This window comes from Oculatella sp. LEGE 06141 (assembly GCF_015207605.1).
Classification (GTDB): domain Bacteria; phylum Cyanobacteriota; class Cyanobacteriia; order Elainellales; family Elainellaceae; genus Oculatella.
The window spans coordinates 23,973-41,196 of record NZ_JADEWO010000031.1 but is presented as its reverse complement, the minus strand read 5'-3'; the positions used below and the strand labels follow the sequence as shown (position 1 = coordinate 41,196).

The 17,224-nt window shown below is 52.0% G+C and carries 16 protein-coding genes; 8 read left to right on the top strand and 8 right to left on the bottom strand.

Annotated features, from left to right (window positions below; translation table 11 throughout):
• Positions 1-204: 204 nt before the first annotated feature.
• The gene (locus IQ268_RS19565; RefSeq protein WP_228035530.1) at positions 205-777 is read right to left on the bottom strand and encodes a diheme cytochrome c; all 573 of its coding nucleotides are present in this window, start codon (positions 775-777) and stop codon (positions 205-207) included.
• A gap of 210 nt (positions 778-987) precedes the next feature.
• On the opposite strand from IQ268_RS19565, the gene IQ268_RS19560 reads away from it, so the two are divergent.
• Entirely contained in the window at positions 988-1,470 is a 483-nt protein-coding gene (locus IQ268_RS19560; RefSeq protein WP_193882864.1) for a GNAT family N-acetyltransferase, read from the top strand.
• A 156-nt stretch (positions 1,471-1,626) separates the two neighbouring features.
• Here the strand turns inward: IQ268_RS19560 and radA are convergent, their stop codons facing one another.
• Positions 1,627-3,123: a DNA repair protein RadA gene (gene radA / locus IQ268_RS19555; protein ID WP_193882861.1), complete on the bottom strand. Its 1,497-nt coding sequence runs from the start codon at positions 3,121-3,123 to the stop codon at positions 1,627-1,629.
• A gap of 191 nt (positions 3,124-3,314) precedes the next feature.
• Between radA and rpaB the strand changes: the two genes are divergently transcribed.
• The 6 genes from rpaB (at position 3,315) to IQ268_RS19525 (ending at position 9,170) form a co-directional block, all read left to right on the top strand.
• Positions 3,315-4,046, top strand: coding sequence for a response regulator transcription factor RpaB (gene rpaB, locus IQ268_RS19550; protein ID WP_193882858.1), 732 nt, complete (start codon positions 3,315-3,317; stop codon positions 4,044-4,046).
• A gap of 77 nt (positions 4,047-4,123) precedes the next feature.
• Positions 4,124-5,158, top strand: a complete 1,035-nt coding sequence (gene plsX, locus IQ268_RS19545) for a phosphate acyltransferase PlsX (protein ID WP_193882855.1) — start codon at positions 4,124-4,126, stop codon at positions 5,156-5,158.
• Positions 5,158-6,162: a beta-ketoacyl-ACP synthase III gene (locus IQ268_RS19540; RefSeq protein ID WP_193882852.1), complete on the top strand. Its 1,005-nt coding sequence runs from the start codon at positions 5,158-5,160 to the stop codon at positions 6,160-6,162. Before plsX ends, IQ268_RS19540 begins: the two co-directional genes overlap by 1 nt.
• Positions 6,163-6,250: 88 nt before the next feature.
• Positions 6,251-7,132, top strand: coding sequence for an ACP S-malonyltransferase (gene fabD, locus IQ268_RS19535; RefSeq protein WP_193882850.1), 882 nt, complete (start codon positions 6,251-6,253; stop codon positions 7,130-7,132).
• 31 nt (positions 7,133-7,163) lie between these two features.
• On the top strand, positions 7,164-7,802 hold the full coding sequence (locus IQ268_RS19530) for a 1-acyl-sn-glycerol-3-phosphate acyltransferase (protein WP_193882848.1): 639 nt from the start codon (positions 7,164-7,166) through the stop codon (positions 7,800-7,802).
• 285 nt (positions 7,803-8,087) lie between these two features.
• Positions 8,088-9,170: an AI-2E family transporter gene (locus IQ268_RS19525; RefSeq protein WP_193882846.1), complete on the top strand. Its 1,083-nt coding sequence runs from the start codon at positions 8,088-8,090 to the stop codon at positions 9,168-9,170.
• A gap of 121 nt (positions 9,171-9,291) precedes the next feature.
• Here IQ268_RS19525 and IQ268_RS19520 read toward each other — a convergent pair whose 3' ends face one another.
• From IQ268_RS19520 to dapF, 5 genes are all read right to left on the bottom strand, one after another.
• Positions 9,292-9,819, bottom strand: coding sequence for a YdcF family protein (locus IQ268_RS19520; RefSeq protein WP_228035529.1), 528 nt, complete (start codon positions 9,817-9,819; stop codon positions 9,292-9,294).
• 213 nt (positions 9,820-10,032) lie between these two features.
• Positions 10,033-10,785, bottom strand: coding sequence for a Stp1/IreP family PP2C-type Ser/Thr phosphatase (locus IQ268_RS19515; RefSeq protein WP_193882844.1), 753 nt, complete (start codon positions 10,783-10,785; stop codon positions 10,033-10,035).
• Between the two features lie 32 nt (positions 10,786-10,817).
• Positions 10,818-12,602, bottom strand: a complete 1,785-nt coding sequence (locus IQ268_RS19510; RefSeq protein ID WP_228035537.1) for an AarF/ABC1/UbiB kinase family protein — start codon at positions 12,600-12,602, stop codon at positions 10,818-10,820.
• 159 nt (positions 12,603-12,761) lie between these two features.
• On the bottom strand, positions 12,762-13,088 hold the full coding sequence (locus IQ268_RS19505; protein WP_193882842.1) for a DUF6825 family protein: 327 nt from the start codon (positions 13,086-13,088) through the stop codon (positions 12,762-12,764).
• Positions 13,089-13,310: 222 nt separating this feature from the next.
• Complete coding sequence (gene dapF, locus IQ268_RS19500) at positions 13,311-14,171, bottom strand: diaminopimelate epimerase (protein WP_193882840.1); 861 nt, start codon at positions 14,169-14,171, stop codon at positions 13,311-13,313.
• Positions 14,172-14,403: 232 nt separating this feature from the next.
• Between dapF and IQ268_RS19495 the strand changes: the two genes are divergently transcribed.
• Positions 14,404-14,622: an RNA-binding protein hfq gene (locus IQ268_RS19495; RefSeq protein ID WP_193882838.1), complete on the top strand. Its 219-nt coding sequence runs from the start codon at positions 14,404-14,406 to the stop codon at positions 14,620-14,622.
• 129 nt (positions 14,623-14,751) lie between these two features.
• Here the strand turns inward: IQ268_RS19495 and IQ268_RS19490 are convergent, their stop codons facing one another.
• Positions 14,752-17,082, bottom strand: a complete 2,331-nt coding sequence (locus tag IQ268_RS19490) for a cation:proton antiporter (RefSeq protein WP_193882836.1) — start codon at positions 17,080-17,082, stop codon at positions 14,752-14,754.
• Positions 17,083-17,224: the final 142 nt, after the last annotated feature.

Below are 17,224 nucleotides of genomic sequence, written 5' to 3'. Positions count from 1 at the left end.
CCATAACTTGAGTAAATCGCTCAAGTAACTCAATCCTATCACTTAGACGAGTTGAGGGCTGTCAGGCGTAGAAGTAGAGATTGCCGACTAGCAGAACACCCAAAGCGCCCCTAAAAGTGACAGTAGCCTGAAATTTCTCTGGCTTAAAGGGGCACTACACCATTTATAAGTGACTGGTTATGAGATGGCTACAGGTTTAACCATTTAAGGTACGGTTTCCCACTCCGGCGACAGACGACGGTAGTTGAACTGCGAAGCGCCAGGATGGCAGGAGACGCAACTGTCTAGCCGTACAGGTCGGGGTAAGTCTACTTTAGGATGAAGCGCTTTGAAGTAGCGAGAGTCGTTGACCCGATAGGGCACGGGTTCCTCTGCGGGAGTCGGACGAGAAAAGGTGCGGAGATAGTCCCACATCAGCAAACGCGGTGGGTCAACAATAGGGGGCAACCGGGTGCTGTAGTGCTGGGTTGGGTCTTCTAAAAGCTGTCGCCAGGTTTCAGACGGTAAAACAGCGGGAGGAACACCCACATGGCAGGTTGCACAGTTTTCAAGGTACAGTTCCTGTCCTAACTGGTAGCGTTGGGGTACCGGGTCAACCGTCCCGATCTCGCTAGAGTCGGTTGCCCAAGCAACTCCCAACCCCAAACTGACACTCCACAACAAAATCAGCAGAACCAGGATGACTGGAGAGCGCCGATGCCGAGCGTGACGTAACGGCAAGCGGTTAGGCGCAGGGCGAGTGTTTGAATACCAGAGTTGCTTCAGAAGGTGCATCATAATTCAACAGGTTTGTGGCTTGTTGCGCCACGGATGTCATGAGTTCAATACTTGAGCGCTTCCGGTCGCTCAAATTAAAAAATAGGAATTATCCTGGGAAATTGAAGCTTGTACATTGATTTAAGTCCGTTTTTCGTCACCAGGAAGATGGAATCAGCAAAGCTACTTGTTGCATCGCGTTTTCTATTAGAAAAGGGAAGCCGATAAAAAATGGATTACCGCCACATTCAGTTTCATATCCATGAAGGAGCAAGCGAGGGCAGTTGTTCCCGACCTTTTGATCTTGATCAGCTTCAGGCGTTGTTTCAAGCGGCTGCATTTTGGGCGGGCGATCGCCGACCCGAAGATTGGGCGATCGCGCTGGCTCACAGCAAGCCTATTGTAAGCGTCTGGGATGGCGATCGCCTGATTGGGTTTGCGCGGGCAACATCGGACGGGATTTACCGTGCAACGATTTGGGATGTGGTTGTTCACCCGGACTATCAAGGAGCGGGGTTGGGACGCAAGCTCGTGGAAAGCGTGCTGATGCACCCCCACGTTAACCGAGTAGAACGGGTGTATTTAATGACCACCCATCAGCAGAAATTTTACGAGCGCATTGGGTTTGAATGTAACGCCACGACAACGATGGTGCTGTTCAATCAACCTGTGGATCAAGAGGGGCTGCCTGTCGTTGTAGAAGTGGCTCAATGACACTGGCCAGGGGGCGATCGGATCTCGACTGCTGCCCAAATCGTCCAGAACGGAGCAACGCGCAGCGGCCATCTCTTCTGCCTTCAGGGGAGTAGCCACTGGTATGGCTCAGTTCATTCCCAGTGCTAACTGGCGGCACCCGTGTAGTTAGCCAACCTAAGCCCGCCCCCCAGCCAGCGCGGCTGCGATCGCATCCACAACCCTCGACACGGGCACAATTTCCAGGTCAAAGCCAGGAACAGACTGCCCACTGGGAATAATTGCCCGTTTAAAGCCTAGTTTGGCCGCCTCTTTCAGCCGTAGCTCCATCTGAGAAACCGGGCGAATTTGCCCACCTAAACCGACCTCACCAATGATCACCGTTGCCGGATCAACCACCCGATCGCGGAAACTGGCGGCAACGGCGATCGCCACACCCAAATCGGCGGCGGGTTCCGCAACGTTCAAACCACCCGATGACGCAACATAGGCATCCAGTTTTGAGAGCGGAATGCCGACCCGTTTTTCTAACACAGCCAAAATCTGCAGCAGGCGATTGTATTCAATTCCGGTGGTGGAGCGGCGGGGAGATGAGTAGCTAGTCGGGCTGACCAGCGCTTGCAGTTCAACCACCAGCGGTCGGGTTCCTTCGCAGGCCACAATCATGGCGGTTCCCGGAGACATCTCATCCCGGTTACCCATAAACAGGCCAGACGGGTTAGACACTTCCTCTAACCCGCGATCGACCATTTCAAACACGCCAAGTTCATGGGTGGCTCCAAATCGATTCTTCACCGAGCGCAGCAGCCGATGGCTGGCGAAGCGATCGCCCTCAAAATACAGCACCGTATCGACCAGATGCTCCAGCACCTTGGGGCCAGCGATCGCCCCTTCCTTGGTGACATGCCCCACGATGAACAGGGTGATGTTTTCTCGTTTAGCCACCTGCATCAGCGCCGACGTACATTCCCGCACCTGAGACACCGAACCGGGCGTTGAACTCAGCGCTGAGAAGTAAAGCGCCTGGATACTGTCGATTACCGCCGCCTGGGGACGCAGGGACTCTAGTTCCTGTAAAATGGCCTCCAGGTCGGTTTCGGGCAGCAAATAGAGGCTCGATCCCCTGCCGTTTTCAGGGGCGATCGCGTCGGTTGCAGCGGCAGCCAGGAGGGAATTGGCAACCCCGTCCTCATCGGCCTCACAAAGACGCTGCCAGCGCAATTTAACCTGCTGCCCAGATTCTTCCGCTGCCACATAGAGAACGCGATGATCGGCAGCTAAACGGTTAGCCGCTTGCAGCAGCAGGGTTGATTTACCAATTCCCGGATCGCCCCCAATCAAAACGAGTGACCCCGGAACAATACCACCGCCTAAAACGCGATCGAGTTCGGCGTAGCCCGAAGAAAAGCGAACCAACGGTTGCTCAGAAATTTCAGCCAGCGTAACAGCAGCCAACGGGGTCGATTCGTGTGGATTGGACGACCCTCGCGCTTTTTTTCCACTCCGAGCGACCGCATGATTCCGCGCTGCCGCCGTTGCTGTCGCGGTCGCAGCCGATGCAACAACTTGCTCTACCATTGAATTCCAGCTACCGCAAAAGGGGCATTTACCAAAATATTGAGGAGACTCTGCACCACACTGATTACAAACAAATTGGGATCGTGGCTTTGGCATCACTTAGCTGTTAAGTTTTTCCACTACTATTGTGCTAAAAATTTGCAAAAAGGGCAGAATCTTAAGAAAGGCTGAAGTGTCCTTAGAATAAGTGGTTCAGCGGCCTCATATTGTGTGAATGGGGTAATATCTTAATGATAAAGTGATGAAATTTAATGAAGAAAAAGTCACTTTAAGGAGTGTTAAGTAACTTGGAAAATCATAAAGAAAAAATTCTTGTTGTCGATGATGAAGCTAGCATCCGGCGCATTTTAGAAACTCGCCTTTCAATGATTGGCTACGATGTCGTTACCGCTGCTGACGGGGAGGAAGCACTAGAAACGTTCCGCAACGCCGACCCAGACCTGGTGGTGCTGGATGTGATGATGCCCAAGCTAGACGGCTACGGGGTCTGCCAGGAACTGCGAAAAGAGTCAGACGTGCCGATCATCATGCTAACGGCTCTAGGCGATGTTGCCGATCGCATCACCGGGTTGGAGTTAGGGGCAGATGATTATGTCGTTAAACCATTCTCGCCCAAAGAGCTAGAGGCTCGCATTCGCTCTGTGCTGCGGCGGGTCGAAAAAACAGGCACGTCTGGCATTCCCAGTTCTGGCGTGATTCAGGTCAATACCATCCGCATTGATACCAACAAGCGGCAGGTTTACAAAGGCGATGAGCGCATTCGGCTGACGGGCATGGAGTTTAGCTTGTTGGAGCTGCTGGTCGGGCGATCGGGCGAACCCTTCTCCCGTTCCGAAATCTTGCAAGAAGTGTGGGGATACACGCCAGAGCGCCACGTTGACACACGAGTGGTAGACGTTCACATTTCCCGCTTGCGTGCCAAACTTGAAGATGACCCCAGTAATCCGGAGCTGATTTTGACAGCACGCGGAACGGGCTATCTATTTCAGCGGATTGTTGCCCCCGGAGAGAGCGAATAGTCATTTATCGACCATCTCATCCGTCAATGGAGATAATCCATCTGATAAAATTTTTGAGGTTTCTATAACTTTGGTCAATGGGATCGAATCGGGCACGGATTGCAATTGACGCGATGGGAGGGGATCATGCCCCTGCTGAAATCGTCGCTGGGGCACTGAGAGCACAGGCAGAGTTGGGCGTAGACATTCTGTTGGTCGGTGACCCACAACAGATTGAAGCTTCAATGCACCGACACAGTTCTTCCTTGCAGTTGGAAATTGTTCCAGCGGAGGGGACGATTGAGATGCATGAAGAACCGTTGACAGGCTTGAGGCGCAAGCCGAAAGCATCGATCAACGTTGCAATGGATTTAGTGAAGCGCAAGCAAGCTGATGCGGTTGTATCGGCAGGGCACTCGGGGGCGGCAATGGCAGCCGCTCTTCTGCGACTGGGGCGTTTACGTGGCATCGATCGCCCCGCCATTGGTGCCGTTTTGCCCACCCTGATTGCCGGCAAACCCGTTCTCATCCTGGATGTGGGAGCCAATGTGGACTGCCGTCCCAAGTTCCTGGAACAGTTCGCCATGATGGGTACCATCTACTCCAAATACGTTTTGGGGAACGCCGACCCCAAAGTAGGCTTGCTCAACATCGGTGAGGAGCCGTCCAAGGGCAACGATTTGGCAATCCGAACGCACGAATTGTTGCACAATCATCCTGTGATTCCGTTTATTGGCAATGCGGAAGGACGAGATGTTTTATCCGGCAACTTTGATGTCATTGTCTGCGATGGCTTCTCGGGAAACGTTTTGCTGAAGTTTGCCGAGGCCGTTGGCGAAGTTGCGCTGCAAATTCTGCGAGAAGAGTTGCCTCAGGGTTTACATGGTGTCATCGGCACCAGTTTGCTCAAGCCGAACCTGAGGCGCATTAAGCAACGGATGGATCATGCTGAGCATGGCGGCGGTTTGCTGCTAGGTGTAGCCGGGATTTGCATCATCAGTCATGGCAGTTCTCAAGCGCCCTCCATTTTCAACGCTACTCGATTAGCAAAAGAGGCGATCGACAATCACGTCATCGATCGAATTCAGTCTCAATATCAACAAACTGAGGCAACCGCTGCTGACGGAGACTAATGTTGCAACATTCAGGAATAGGCGTCGCCATTACCGGAAGCGGTTCAGCCGCCCCGCTCACTTCACTTGACAATCAAGGCTTAAGCCAGGTCGTTGACACATCCGATGAATGGATTGCTAGCCGCACCGGAATTCGGCAGCGGCATCTGGCCGATCCAGCGGTTTATTTGCGCCAACTTGCCGCAGAGGCCGGCCAGCGCGCGTTAGATATGGCTGGCATTTCAGCCTTAGATGTGGATTTAATTGTGTTGGCCACCTCTACCCCAGATGATTTGTTTGGTACAGCCAGTTTGGTTCAGGCTGAGCTTGGGGCGATGAAGGCCGTCGCCTTTGATTTGACAGCCGCCTGTTCAGGATTTGTATTTGGGATGGTTACGGCCTCTCAGTTTATTCGGACGGGTGCCTACAAAACGGTGCTGCTGCTGGGAGCAGACATCTTGTCACGCTGGGTGGACTGGTCTGATCGCCGCACCTGTGTTCTGTTTGGAGACGGAGCAGGAGCGGTGGTCATGCAGGCTCGTTCAGAGAGCGATCGCCTCCTTGGGTTTGAACTTCGCAGCGACGGCAACCAGAACAGTTGCCTGACGCTGGCCTACCAACCCGAAGCCAAAGCACTCACTTCGGAACTGAGCGTTGGGCAAGGGTCGTTTCACCCGATTACGATGAATGGGCAGGAGGTTTACCGCTTTGCCATCAAACGCGTTCCAGAGGTAATTGAGAAAGCCTTGTTCAAAGCTAATCTGAGTGTTGAGCAAGTCGATTGGCTATTGTTGCACCAGGCCAACCAGCGCATTCTCGATGCTGTAGCGCAGCGGCTTACTGTCCCCCCCGACAAAGTCTTGAGCAACATGGCTAAGTATGGCAACACCTCGGCAGCATCCATTCCAATTGCATTAGATGAGGCCGTACGAGACGGTAGAATCAAACCGGGGGATGTGGTTGCTACGGCTGGCTTTGGGGCTGGATTAACCTGGGGAGCCGCTATTTTTCAGTGGGGCAACTAAATCAACTGCTGTAAACAGGCTACAAATAGACCGTTCAGCCACAACCACACAAGCTCAAATTTATATTCCTTCGAACGTGCCATAAGCGATGACTAGAACAGCATGGGTGTTTCCAGGGCAGGGATCTCAAGCGGTTGGAATGGGAGCCGATATATTTGACCATCCTGCCGCCAAGCAAAAATTAGCCCAGGCTGAGCAGATCCTGGGCTGGTCTGTTCCTGAGGTATGCCAGAGCGAAGACGATAAGGTCTCAAACACGCTGTACACGCAGCCTTGCCTGTATGTGGTTGAAGCCATTCTGGTCGATTTGATGCAAGAGCGTGGTCATCAGCCCAATTTAGTCGCTGGGCACAGTTTGGGGGAATATGTCGCGCTTTATACGGCAAACGTGTTTGATTTTGAATCGGGACTGCACCTGGTTAAACGGCGATCGGAACTGATGAGCCATGCCTCCGATGGTATGATGGCAGCCCTGATTGGGTTCGATCGCGAACAGCTAGAGCAGCAGATTCAGCAAACGTCTGATGTGGTTTTAGCCAATGACAACAACGCGGGTCAGGTCGTTATTTCGGGCACGCCTGAAGCTGTGGAAGCCGTGCTGTCTCAGGTGAAAGCCAAGCGAGCGGTTAAGCTCAACGTTAGTGGTGCCTTTCATTCGCCGCTCATGGCCGATGCTGCTGTTGAATTTCAGCCTGTTTTAGAGTCTGTAGCGTTCCAACCTGCTCAGGTTCCGGTTCTCTCTAATGTCGATCCCAGTCCCGCTACAGATGCCGCTGTGCTTAAAGAGCGGTTACAGCAACAGATGACCGGATCGGTGCGTTGGCGCGAGATTTCACTCCGGTTGCCAGAAGAAGGCATCGATCGCGTTATTGAAGTTGGGCCGGGTAAAGTGCTGACCGGGTTAATTAAACGAACCTGCCCGACCCTGACCTTAGAAACGGTAGGCAGCTTAGCAGACCTACCCAACTAGACTCCGTTTTAACCCTCTATACGATTGATTGATGGGCAGACAGCGTGAACCTTTTGCTAGCCTCTTGCTCTACCACCTGTTCAAGTGGTCAGTGGTCAGCCCGATGCTGCACGCCTATTTTCGAGGACGAGTGTACGGAACAGAGCATGTGCCGCCGCAGGGGCCGCTGGTTGTGGTTAGCAATCATGCCAGCCTTTTTGACCCGCCTATTCTGTCGTGCAGTCTGCGTCGTCCGGTGGCTTACATGGCTAAAGAGGAATTGTTTCAGGTGCCGCTCCTCGGTCAGGCGATTCGACTATATGGGGCGTATCCAGTTAAACGGGAAGCAGCCGATCGCAGCGCTATTCGGCAAGCCCTCTTGCAACTGGAGGCGGGCTGGGCAGTGGGGGTCTTTCTACAAGGTACTCGTACCCCAGATGGCCGCATTCCATTGCCTAAACTGGGTGCCGCGATGATTGCGGCAAAGACACAAACACCAATTTTGCCAGTCGGTTTGTGGGGAACCCAAGACATTTTGCGGAAGGGTAGCCCGGTACCACAACCGACCCCAGTCACGATTCGGATTGGGCAGCCGATCGCCCCTCCCACAGGCACCAAACGAGACGCTCTCGAAGCGGTAACACAACAATGCGTCACTGCGATCCATACCCTGCACGATATGGGCCGTTAGTCCAGAACTCCAGCTTCGGATGGACTGGGAAACGGAAAGAAGCGCGATAATATGGGCATAAACTTTCTGGGTTAGCTCACTCGTTTTGCTTTTTGGCTTAAAGGAACACGCCTCTGTCACCTCACCTTGACGTGTGGTATCTCCGTATCGTGTACGGCTATGCTCGTTTAAATGAAATGACAACGGCATTACAGAAGACCACTGTGTAAAGGCGCTGGTACGTAAGCTACTGTCATATCCGCCGTGCTTTAACCTGTCTATTCAGGGGCAACTGTTTGGAGATTTATGAATGATTCGTCTGCTAAAACGATTTGGGAACGGGTCAATAACATTGTATTAATTCGATTTTTGTTGCTTTTTGCCTCTGGATGGGCGATCGTTCAATTCCTTAACTACTTTAGAACGGTCGTCATTATTTTTATCACAGCCACTATCTTAGCCTTCTTATTAAACTATCCTGTGCGCTGGCTAAAACGCGTTTTGCCTCACGGTTTAGCCGTTAGTTTCATCTTTTTAATTAGCCTGGTTCTGATTGGTGCTGTTACTTTTACGGTTGGATTAGTTGTCCTTTCGCAGGGGCAACGGCTGTTAGAAAGTCTGTCTGATTTTCTAAATTCTTTAGCTCCTGTAATTGACCAGGCAGAGACATTTTTGCAGTCTCGCAACATTCGGATAGATTTAAGAGTATTTGAAGAGCAGCTTCGCGATCAGGCTCTGGTTGGATTGGGGTCTGGTTTATCTGTTATTCAAATTTTGTTAGCCAATTTTATTAATTTAATTTTTACAGCAGTCGTTGCCTTCTTCATGCTGCTGGACGGTGATCGCCTCTGGAATTTTACCCTTCGAGTGGTACCCCTGCATTCACGGGAACGCTTCAACACCGCCATTCAACGCAATTTACTCGGCTTTTTTTGGGGGCAGTTACTGTTAGCACTTTTCTTTAGTGGTACCGCTTTCATCGTATTTCTGATGTTGCAGGTTCCGTTTGCTCTGGTGTTAGCTGTCATTGTCGGCATGTTCGATTTAATTCCCGGCATCGGTGCAACCCTGGGCATTGGGTTGGTCTGTCTTATTCTGCTATCCCAAAGCGTTTGGTTAGCGCTAAAAGTACTGATTGCCTGCGTACTGCTTCAGCAAGTTCAGGAGAATTTAGTCCTGCCACGGGTGATGCAGAATTCACTAAACATTAATCCGGTGGTGATGTTTTTTGCCTTGCTAGTTGGGGCACGAGTTGCAGGCGTTTTTGGCTTGTTTCTAGCAGTTCCACTCGCTGGCGTTATTGTTAGTTTATTGGAGATTGAAGCCATGCAAAGTCGAGCGATCGCCCTGGCAAGAGAGCCATCTCTAGAAGAATTCTCTCAAAAATAAAACAGCAGCATTGGCTAGCGTCGTGATGGTTTTTGGGATAGGAATCGTGGGGGCGATCGTCATCTACAACTAAGGAAAAACGACCGAAATATCACTTTACCGCTCTTTGAGCTTCCACCCACTAACGATCGACCAGCGTTCGTCCCAAGCTTGAGCCAGTGCGCCCAGTTGCCACCCACAGCACTGCCCGTGCCGCATCTCGCACTACTTTGCCCATCGACTCAGGCCACTGTTCTGGTGGAGTCGATGGCACAGATACAGGCTTTAGCTCAATTCCCCGGCTACCCAACACAATTTCACCCACCACCTGCGCCCGACGCATATGATAGTCAGATGTAATCAAATAAACGCAGTGAATACCGCGAGCATTGAGGTCATCCACCAGGGTGGTGAAATTGGTAACGGTGTCTTCGGCGCGATAGTCTACATGAATACGCTCTGACGGAATTCCCGCATTTGAAAACACCCATTCCGTGTATTCAATAGGGCTGCCCGACGAAATCCAGATAGGCAGATTAGGATGCTGACGCGCAAATTCTGCTGCAAATACCTCTCGTTCTGGCGCTCCGCCTAATACTAAAACGGCTTGAGGCTGCTGCAATCGGCTTTGAATTTGCTTATAAGTCACACCCAGAACCAGTAACAGCATCAGCACCTTCCAAAGCGAAATTCGTTTTCTGGATCGACTGGCGCTGTTGGGTTGAGTTCGCCGGGTTGCTTTGGAATAGCGTTTACCGAAAGATAAAGGCTGCTGCGATCGCATTGCCAAATACACTCACCACACCATCATGTTGCCTTGTTCATTGTCCCTAGTTTGTCCCATATTGACTAGTCCATCCGCAACTTTCTAACTTTCTAGCCATTAAGTCGGTTGGGTATCTGTGCGGGTAGCCGCATCCACAGACACAATCACCACGGTAATATTGTCGCGTCCACCGTGCTCTTTAGCTGCATCAACCAGCGCAATCGCCGCCCGGTCGCAGGGTCGAATCGATTTTAGCTGAGACGCAATCAGGTGATCCGACAGTTCTTCCGTCAGGCCATCGCTACACAACAGCAGGCGATCGCTAGGCTGTAGATCAAAGGATTGGGCATCAATTTGCCGTAGATCTTCCCGCCCCAAACACTTGGATAAAATGTGCCGCCAGGGATGAACACGAGCCTGGTCGGACGTCAGCTCTCCCATTTTCAGCGCTCGTGCCACCCAGGTGTGATCTTCAGTAATCTGTTGCAGTTTGGCACCACGTAAGCGGTACAGTCGAGAATCGCCAATATGAGCGCACCAGGGTTGCTCATCCCGAAAGACAACCACCACCGCAGTAGTTCCCATATCAGACCGCTCAGGATGGCTGGCCTGATCTTGCAAGATGGCCTGGTTCGCCTTGAGAAACGCATTTTCTAAAACCGTCTTAGATGGCTCTGGTGACTCCCAGTGGGCATCCAAATACACCTGGATTGAGTGGGTAGCAATCCGGCTAGCTTCCTGGCCGCCCGCATGACCGCCCATGCCATCTGCCACAATAAAAAACCGTCCATCTGGATCGATGTGGTAGGCATCCTGGTTCACAGAGCGAATAAGCCCCGGATCGGTAAGACCCGTAAAGGAGCATTTCATAAAGCGGCTACTGGCCTCGGAGCTAGATGACGTCAAAACTTGCGCTCGTATTTGTCAAGGTTGAAAAGAACTCGAACTAGGGCAACCGCCGCGATCGCCGCCGCCACTGCCGCCACTGCCGCCAACCAGATAAACTGATTTACGAGTAAGATGGTGGCCGATAGGGTAAAGACACCAACCAGCAACGTGTAGTTAGTCCCCATATTAACGTTACTTAAGCGCCGCAAAACCCGGTCTGTTTCGGTCGATCGAACCCGAACGCGAATGTCGCCCCGCTCCAGTTGCTCTAGCGTATCTTCAATTCGGCGGGGTAGCCCCAGTGCCGTACTGCTAACCTGAGCCGCCTGACGGCTAAGTTCGCCAAGGATACCGTTGGACAACCCGTTTGGATCGGAACCCGTTCCATTACCGTTGGTCATAATTTGCATTGCAAAGGGTCTTGCAACCTCCATAAAGTTGAAGTCAGGATCCAAGCCTTTACCAACCCCTTCTAAGGTTGAAAACGCCCGCATTACAAAGGTAAACGTTGCCGGAAACCGAAAGGGCTGATCGTAAGCAATTTCATACAAATCATCACTGATCGCAGCAACCGACTGGTTTTCAAACGGCTGATCCATAAAGTGATCGAGCATGAACTGAACCGATCGTCGCACTGGCCCTAGATCTTCAGCAGGTGCCAGTGCTCCCAGTTCAATCAGGGACGTTACCACGCGATCGGCATCCTTTTGAGCAATGCCAAAAAAGGTATCCAACAACCGTTCACGGGTCACAGGTTGTACCCGCCCCATCATGCCAAAGTCGTAAAAAATCAGTGCCCCTTCAGGGCTAACCGCAATATTACCAGGATGAGGATCGGCGTGGAAAAAGCCATCATTCAACAACTGCTGAAGATACGCTTTTGCCCCTAACTGAGCCAGCGTCTTTCGGTCTAGCCCTGCCGCTTCTAACGCTTCGTAATGGCTGATCTTAATGCCGGGCAGATATTCCAACGTCAACGCCCGAGGCGACGAGTAACGCCAGTACACCCGTGGCACTTTAACCCAATCTTCACCTCGAAAGTTGCGGCGGAACGTATCAGCGTTCCGACCTTCGCTTAAATACTCAATTTCTTCCCACAGGATGCGGCAACACTCGCCGTAAATTCCCATCCAGTCGCGGCCACGTCCCCAATCTCGATGATTTTGAAAGTAGCGAGCAATTCCTTTGAGAATTTCCAGGTCAATGGTGAACAGCTTCTTCAAGCCGGGACGTTGCACCTTAACCACCACTTCCTCACCCGAATGAAGCTGGGCGCGATGCACCTGCCCCAAGCTAGCCGCCGCCAGCGGAATGGGGTCAAAACTGCGATAAAGCTGCGGAACCGTTTTGCCTAAGTCTTTCTGAACAATTTGCTCGACCTGCTCGTAGCTAAAGGCTGGAACTTTGTCTTGCAGCTTCGACAATTCTTCAACGTATTCGACCGGAAACAAATCAGCACGGGTCGAGAACAGTTGTCCGACTTTGATGAAGGTGGGGCCTAAATCGAGCAAGGTTTCCCGAATCCAGACAGCCAGCTTCCGTCGCCGAGTCGCTTTTGCTTCATCAGAGATGCCGCCTCTGTACGTCCAGGGCTTGGTGTAAGCCCACTGTGCAGCCAATAGCTTAAGTACAAATGCCCAAATATCTAAAAAGCGGCGATGGCGTGAGTAGTTTTCACGATTCCAACGATAAGCTTTGCCAACGTAAGGTTTTTGGCGATGTTGCGCAGACGAGTTCTCAGATAGCACAGAGTGAGCGATCGGGGCACCGCCGTTTGGTAGACCTTGGGGATCGTGCATAGATTGGGGCTGACGCTCAGACATCAGCAGTTCTGCGTCTGGCTCAGACGGAATGAAGTCATCAGGAAGAACAGCCACTCAAAACACTAGGGAATTTTGGAGAACCAACAATAGATTAAGCGAATAGTGAACTCAGCAAACGGGTTAAGTTTTACGAGGTTATACAGAGCTGCTGCGATAATGCTGTAGCTCTGCCCGTAGTTGAGCCGTTTCAGCGCGTAGTTCGTCGATCGTAGCTTGCAAATCTTCGGGTTGAGAACCGCGTTTTACAATCGCCGAGGTCGATCGCCCCTGCATGGATAGTTCTTCTTCACGTTGGGCACGCTCAAGCACCTGTTCAGTAAATTGCCGCAGGCGTTCCCGCTGCTCAGCATCGAACTTGCCAAGTTCGCTTAAAGCGTTGGTAAGCGCAATTTCTAGCTGTTCACCGCAGGCTTCTGCAACGGCTCGACCGACAAAGAAAGCATGGACTAAGGGATTGCTCATAACAGAAGGGTTACGTGTGCGTTCGCAAAAATTATAACGTTGCTTGCCCTGCTCATGCTTGGCTCTGAAGCAGGATTTACCGTTGGCAGAACCCGTCTTACTGGCAAAACGGCTGTGTTTTTAAACCATCTTGACCCATCAACGGACTTCTCTTTGGTGAGATGATCCTGGAGAAGAATCCTGGCAGATCCATGATTGGAAGAGCCAGCAAGGGAACGGCGATCAACCTGCCACGCCCGAAAACACCGATGCGGCAGGGCCAGTCATATAAAGGTGTTGGTTTGCTTCTGCCCATTCAATTTCGAGGCAGCCTCCCGGTAGCTCTACCGTAGCGCGGCGATCGCATTTTCCAGTTAGAACCCCTGCCACCAGTGCAGCACAGGCTCCTGTTCCACAAGCCAGGGTAATACCTGCGCCTCGTTCCCAAACACGCATTTTCAAATAATCTCGGCGAATTACCTGAATAAACTCGGTGTTAGTGCGCTGCGGAAAGGCAGAATGGTGTTCAAACTGTGGCCCAATCACCTCTAATGGAATAGCACTAACATCATCCACAAAGGTAATGCAGTGGGGATTTCCCATGCTGACACAGGTGACCTGCCACGTTTGACCCGCCACATCCAGGGGGAGATCGACTGCTTTTTGCTCGGCAGCGGTTAATGTTGTGGGAATTTCAGCTGCCATCAAGTGCGGTAGCCCCATATCAACGGTCACTCGGCCATCCACCTCCAGTTTGGGAACCATGACACCTGCCAGGGTTTGGATCGTGTAAGCCATTCCAGCCGTGTCGGCAGGCAGGGTGCCATCCTGCTGTTCCAGATCAGCAATAAATCGTGCCAAACACCGAATGCCATTGCCACACATTTCAGGCTCAGATCCATCTGAATTGAAGATACGCATGGTGTAATTTGTTTCAGCCTGTCCGGGCAGGGCAAAAATAACACCATCTGCACCAATACCAAAATGGCGATCGCACCAGTGAACAGCTTGTTCAGGCGTAAGCAGCGGCTCAGACTGATGCCGATTGTCAATCAAAATGAAGTCATTTCCCAGGCCGTGATACTTTGTAAACGCTATTCCCATCAATCTCTCCACACGTCCGCAGAACAAACCAATTTGAGCTACTTCTCACGATTGTAGATTGAGACACGGTACTTGGGCTTGCTAACGTTAGCACCACCCTATCGCTATTCTCAGCATGGCCGGAGGTTTAGATGGCCAAAAGTGGCTGTGTTCGCCTACTGCAAAATCGATCGCCAATCGTTGCGGATGACGCTTTAAGCTGAGGATGGTTCAACTACCAGGAACAAACAAGATGACCAGCAGTGAACTAGAAACCGGACTCCCCAGTATTCGGCAAATTCAAACCCTAATTCGAGACGAAACCGAGGTGGAACTGAAGCTTATTACAAATGACCTGCTAACGGGCAAAATGCGCTGGCAAGATCAAAACTGCATTTGTCTGCATGATCACTACGACCAGCCAACCATCGTGTGGCGGCAGGCGATCGTCTATCTGAAACCGAAGCCTTGAGACACCTTCGGCAACAACCGCTCCAGATATGGCACAGTACCCTTTCAAGTTCAGAAGAGCGACGATCGCCACTTTTTCTTAGATCGGGGCGATCGCTGCACACATCAGTTTGAGCCTAGACCTGAGATGCTACCCATCCTGCATATCTAGCTGCCGTTGGGCATCGCCCATTGTGGCACTCGCCAGGGGAAGTTGGAGAGCCTGCAATTCGGCAGCGGGAGCAATGGCATAACGGGCCTGGTTGAGGGCATGGAAGTTACCGCAAAGCAACAGGCGATCGCCTGCTTGCAGATCGCTTTTACCATCAGGAAACCGAATAAACTTACCTTCTCGCCGGATGGCTTGAATCAGCACCCCAAACTGGCGACGAATGTGTAGCTCGGCCAGTGTTTTACCCACAACCGGGCTATCGTCTGGCACTAACAGCCATTGGCAGGAGGCGTTCTCTACGGGAACGGCTGCCTCGCCCCGTGCCAGTTCTGTAAAGGCTGCCATTTCGTCTGGTTCACCTACTACCAACAGGCGATCGCCTTCACTTAGCATCATCCAGGGATCGGGATAGTCAATTTCCTCACCCGTCAGGCGACGAATTGCGACCAAACTAACGCCCGTCAGCCGACGCAGATCAGTTTCTTCCAGCGTCATCCCGGCCAACGGCGAGCCGTCGGGGAGGGTATACCACTTACTGTTCATGTCTTGCGCTGCCACCTTTAACGCTCGTGAAATCTCTTCGGAAGAGCGTTCGGGCATCAACGCCAGATAATGACTGTTGCGAACTTGCTGTACCTCTCGCTGAATGATCGGTAAGGGAACACCGATGCCTGTAAGCAGGTGAGAGGTTAGTTCCAAACTGGCTTCAAACTCGGGCTGCACCACCTCTCTGGCTCCAAGCTGATACAGCAGTTCAATATCTTTATCCTGAGTGGCTCGCACCACTACATCCAATTCAGGAGCCAACTCCAAGGCTCGCTTCAAGCACAAGCGGGTACTCATTGGGTCAGGGAGGGCGATCGCCATGCCCCGTGCTTGCTCAGCCCCTGCTGTGTCCATCACATGCAGACTCGCCGCATTGCCATAGACATAGGGAATGTTAGCCTCTCGCAGTTGCTGGATCGCCTGCTCAGATTGGTCAATCACCACCACCGGATAGTTGTGAGCCTGCAACAGTTGCACGATATTGCGTCCCACCCGACCATAACCACACACTAGAATATGATTCTGCTGTGGCAAGTTCTCGGTCATTTCCAGCGGCATATCCATCACATCGAGATAGCGCTTAAACCAGGGCACCATCTCCGCCCACACAAACAGTTGAGGCACCAGCCGCATAATAAAGGGCGTAATCACCAGCGTCACGGCGGTTGTACCCAAAATCAGCAAATAGACTCGGCGGGAAACCAACCCCAGTGTTTGCCCTTTACTGGCTAAAACAAATGAGAACTCTCCAATTTGCGCCAGCCCCAACCCTGCAATCAACGCGGTTTTGAGCGGGTAGCGGAACAAGCGCACCAGGGGAGTAATAATTAAAAACTTGCTGACAATGACTAATGCCACCAGCTCTAGAATAAGTTGCAGGTTATTCCAGATGAAGCCGGGGTCAATTAGCATACCGATCGCGGCAAAAAACAACGTGGCGAAAATATCGCGGATCGGTTCTACATAGGCCAGGGTTTGATCAGCGTACTCCACCTCCGAAATCATCAAACCCGCGATAAACGCTCCCATCTCAATCGACAGACCCATATATTCCGTCAGGAGTGCAATGCCCAGACAGAGGGCAACAACACCCAGCAAAAAAAGCTCACGGCTCTCGGTGCGTGCCAAAAAGCGCAACAATCGTGGAATGATCCAGATCCCAGCCACTATCGCCCCACCAGCCAACAGAGCCGTTTTTAGCAGCGCCACGCCAACCGCAATCCCGATTTGATCGGAAGGGCGATCGAGAGCAGGCAACACGGCTAGCATCAGACCCAGCGCCAGGTCTTGAACCACCAGAATGCCCAACATCACGCGTCCGTGAGGAGTCTCCGTTTCGTTGCGCTCCATCAAGCACTTCAGCACAACGGCTGTAGAAGACAATGACAAAATTGCGCCGAGAAAGACTCCCTGCGTTGGCGATGTCACCCAGCCAACCCCCACCGACAACAGGGTTGTCACCAGAATGGTGGTAAGAATTTGCAGCCCACCCCCACCCAAACTAATCGCCTGAACTTTCTTCAGTTCAGCCAGGGAGAATTCCACCCCCAGGGCAAATAGCAAAAACGCTGCTCCAAATTGAGCCAGCGTTTCTACCTGAATCAGTTCCTTAACCAGCCCCAAACCAGCAGGGCCAACGATCGCCCCACCCACCAAGTAACCTAGCAGCACAGGCTGACGCAACAAAGATGCCGTTAGTCCACCTGCGGTTGCTGCCGCCAACACTACAACCAGATCAACAATCAGTCTGAAGTCTTCCTGCACAAATTCTCGCTGTTAGTTCTGCTGTTGAGTCGCCGTTATGTAGTCTGCGCCCGTGGGAAAAGCGTGAAGTCCCATCATTTCCAGGATACCGAGTTTTCCGGTGGGAAGGGAGGATTTCAGGAGATTGCAAACAACTTGCCGA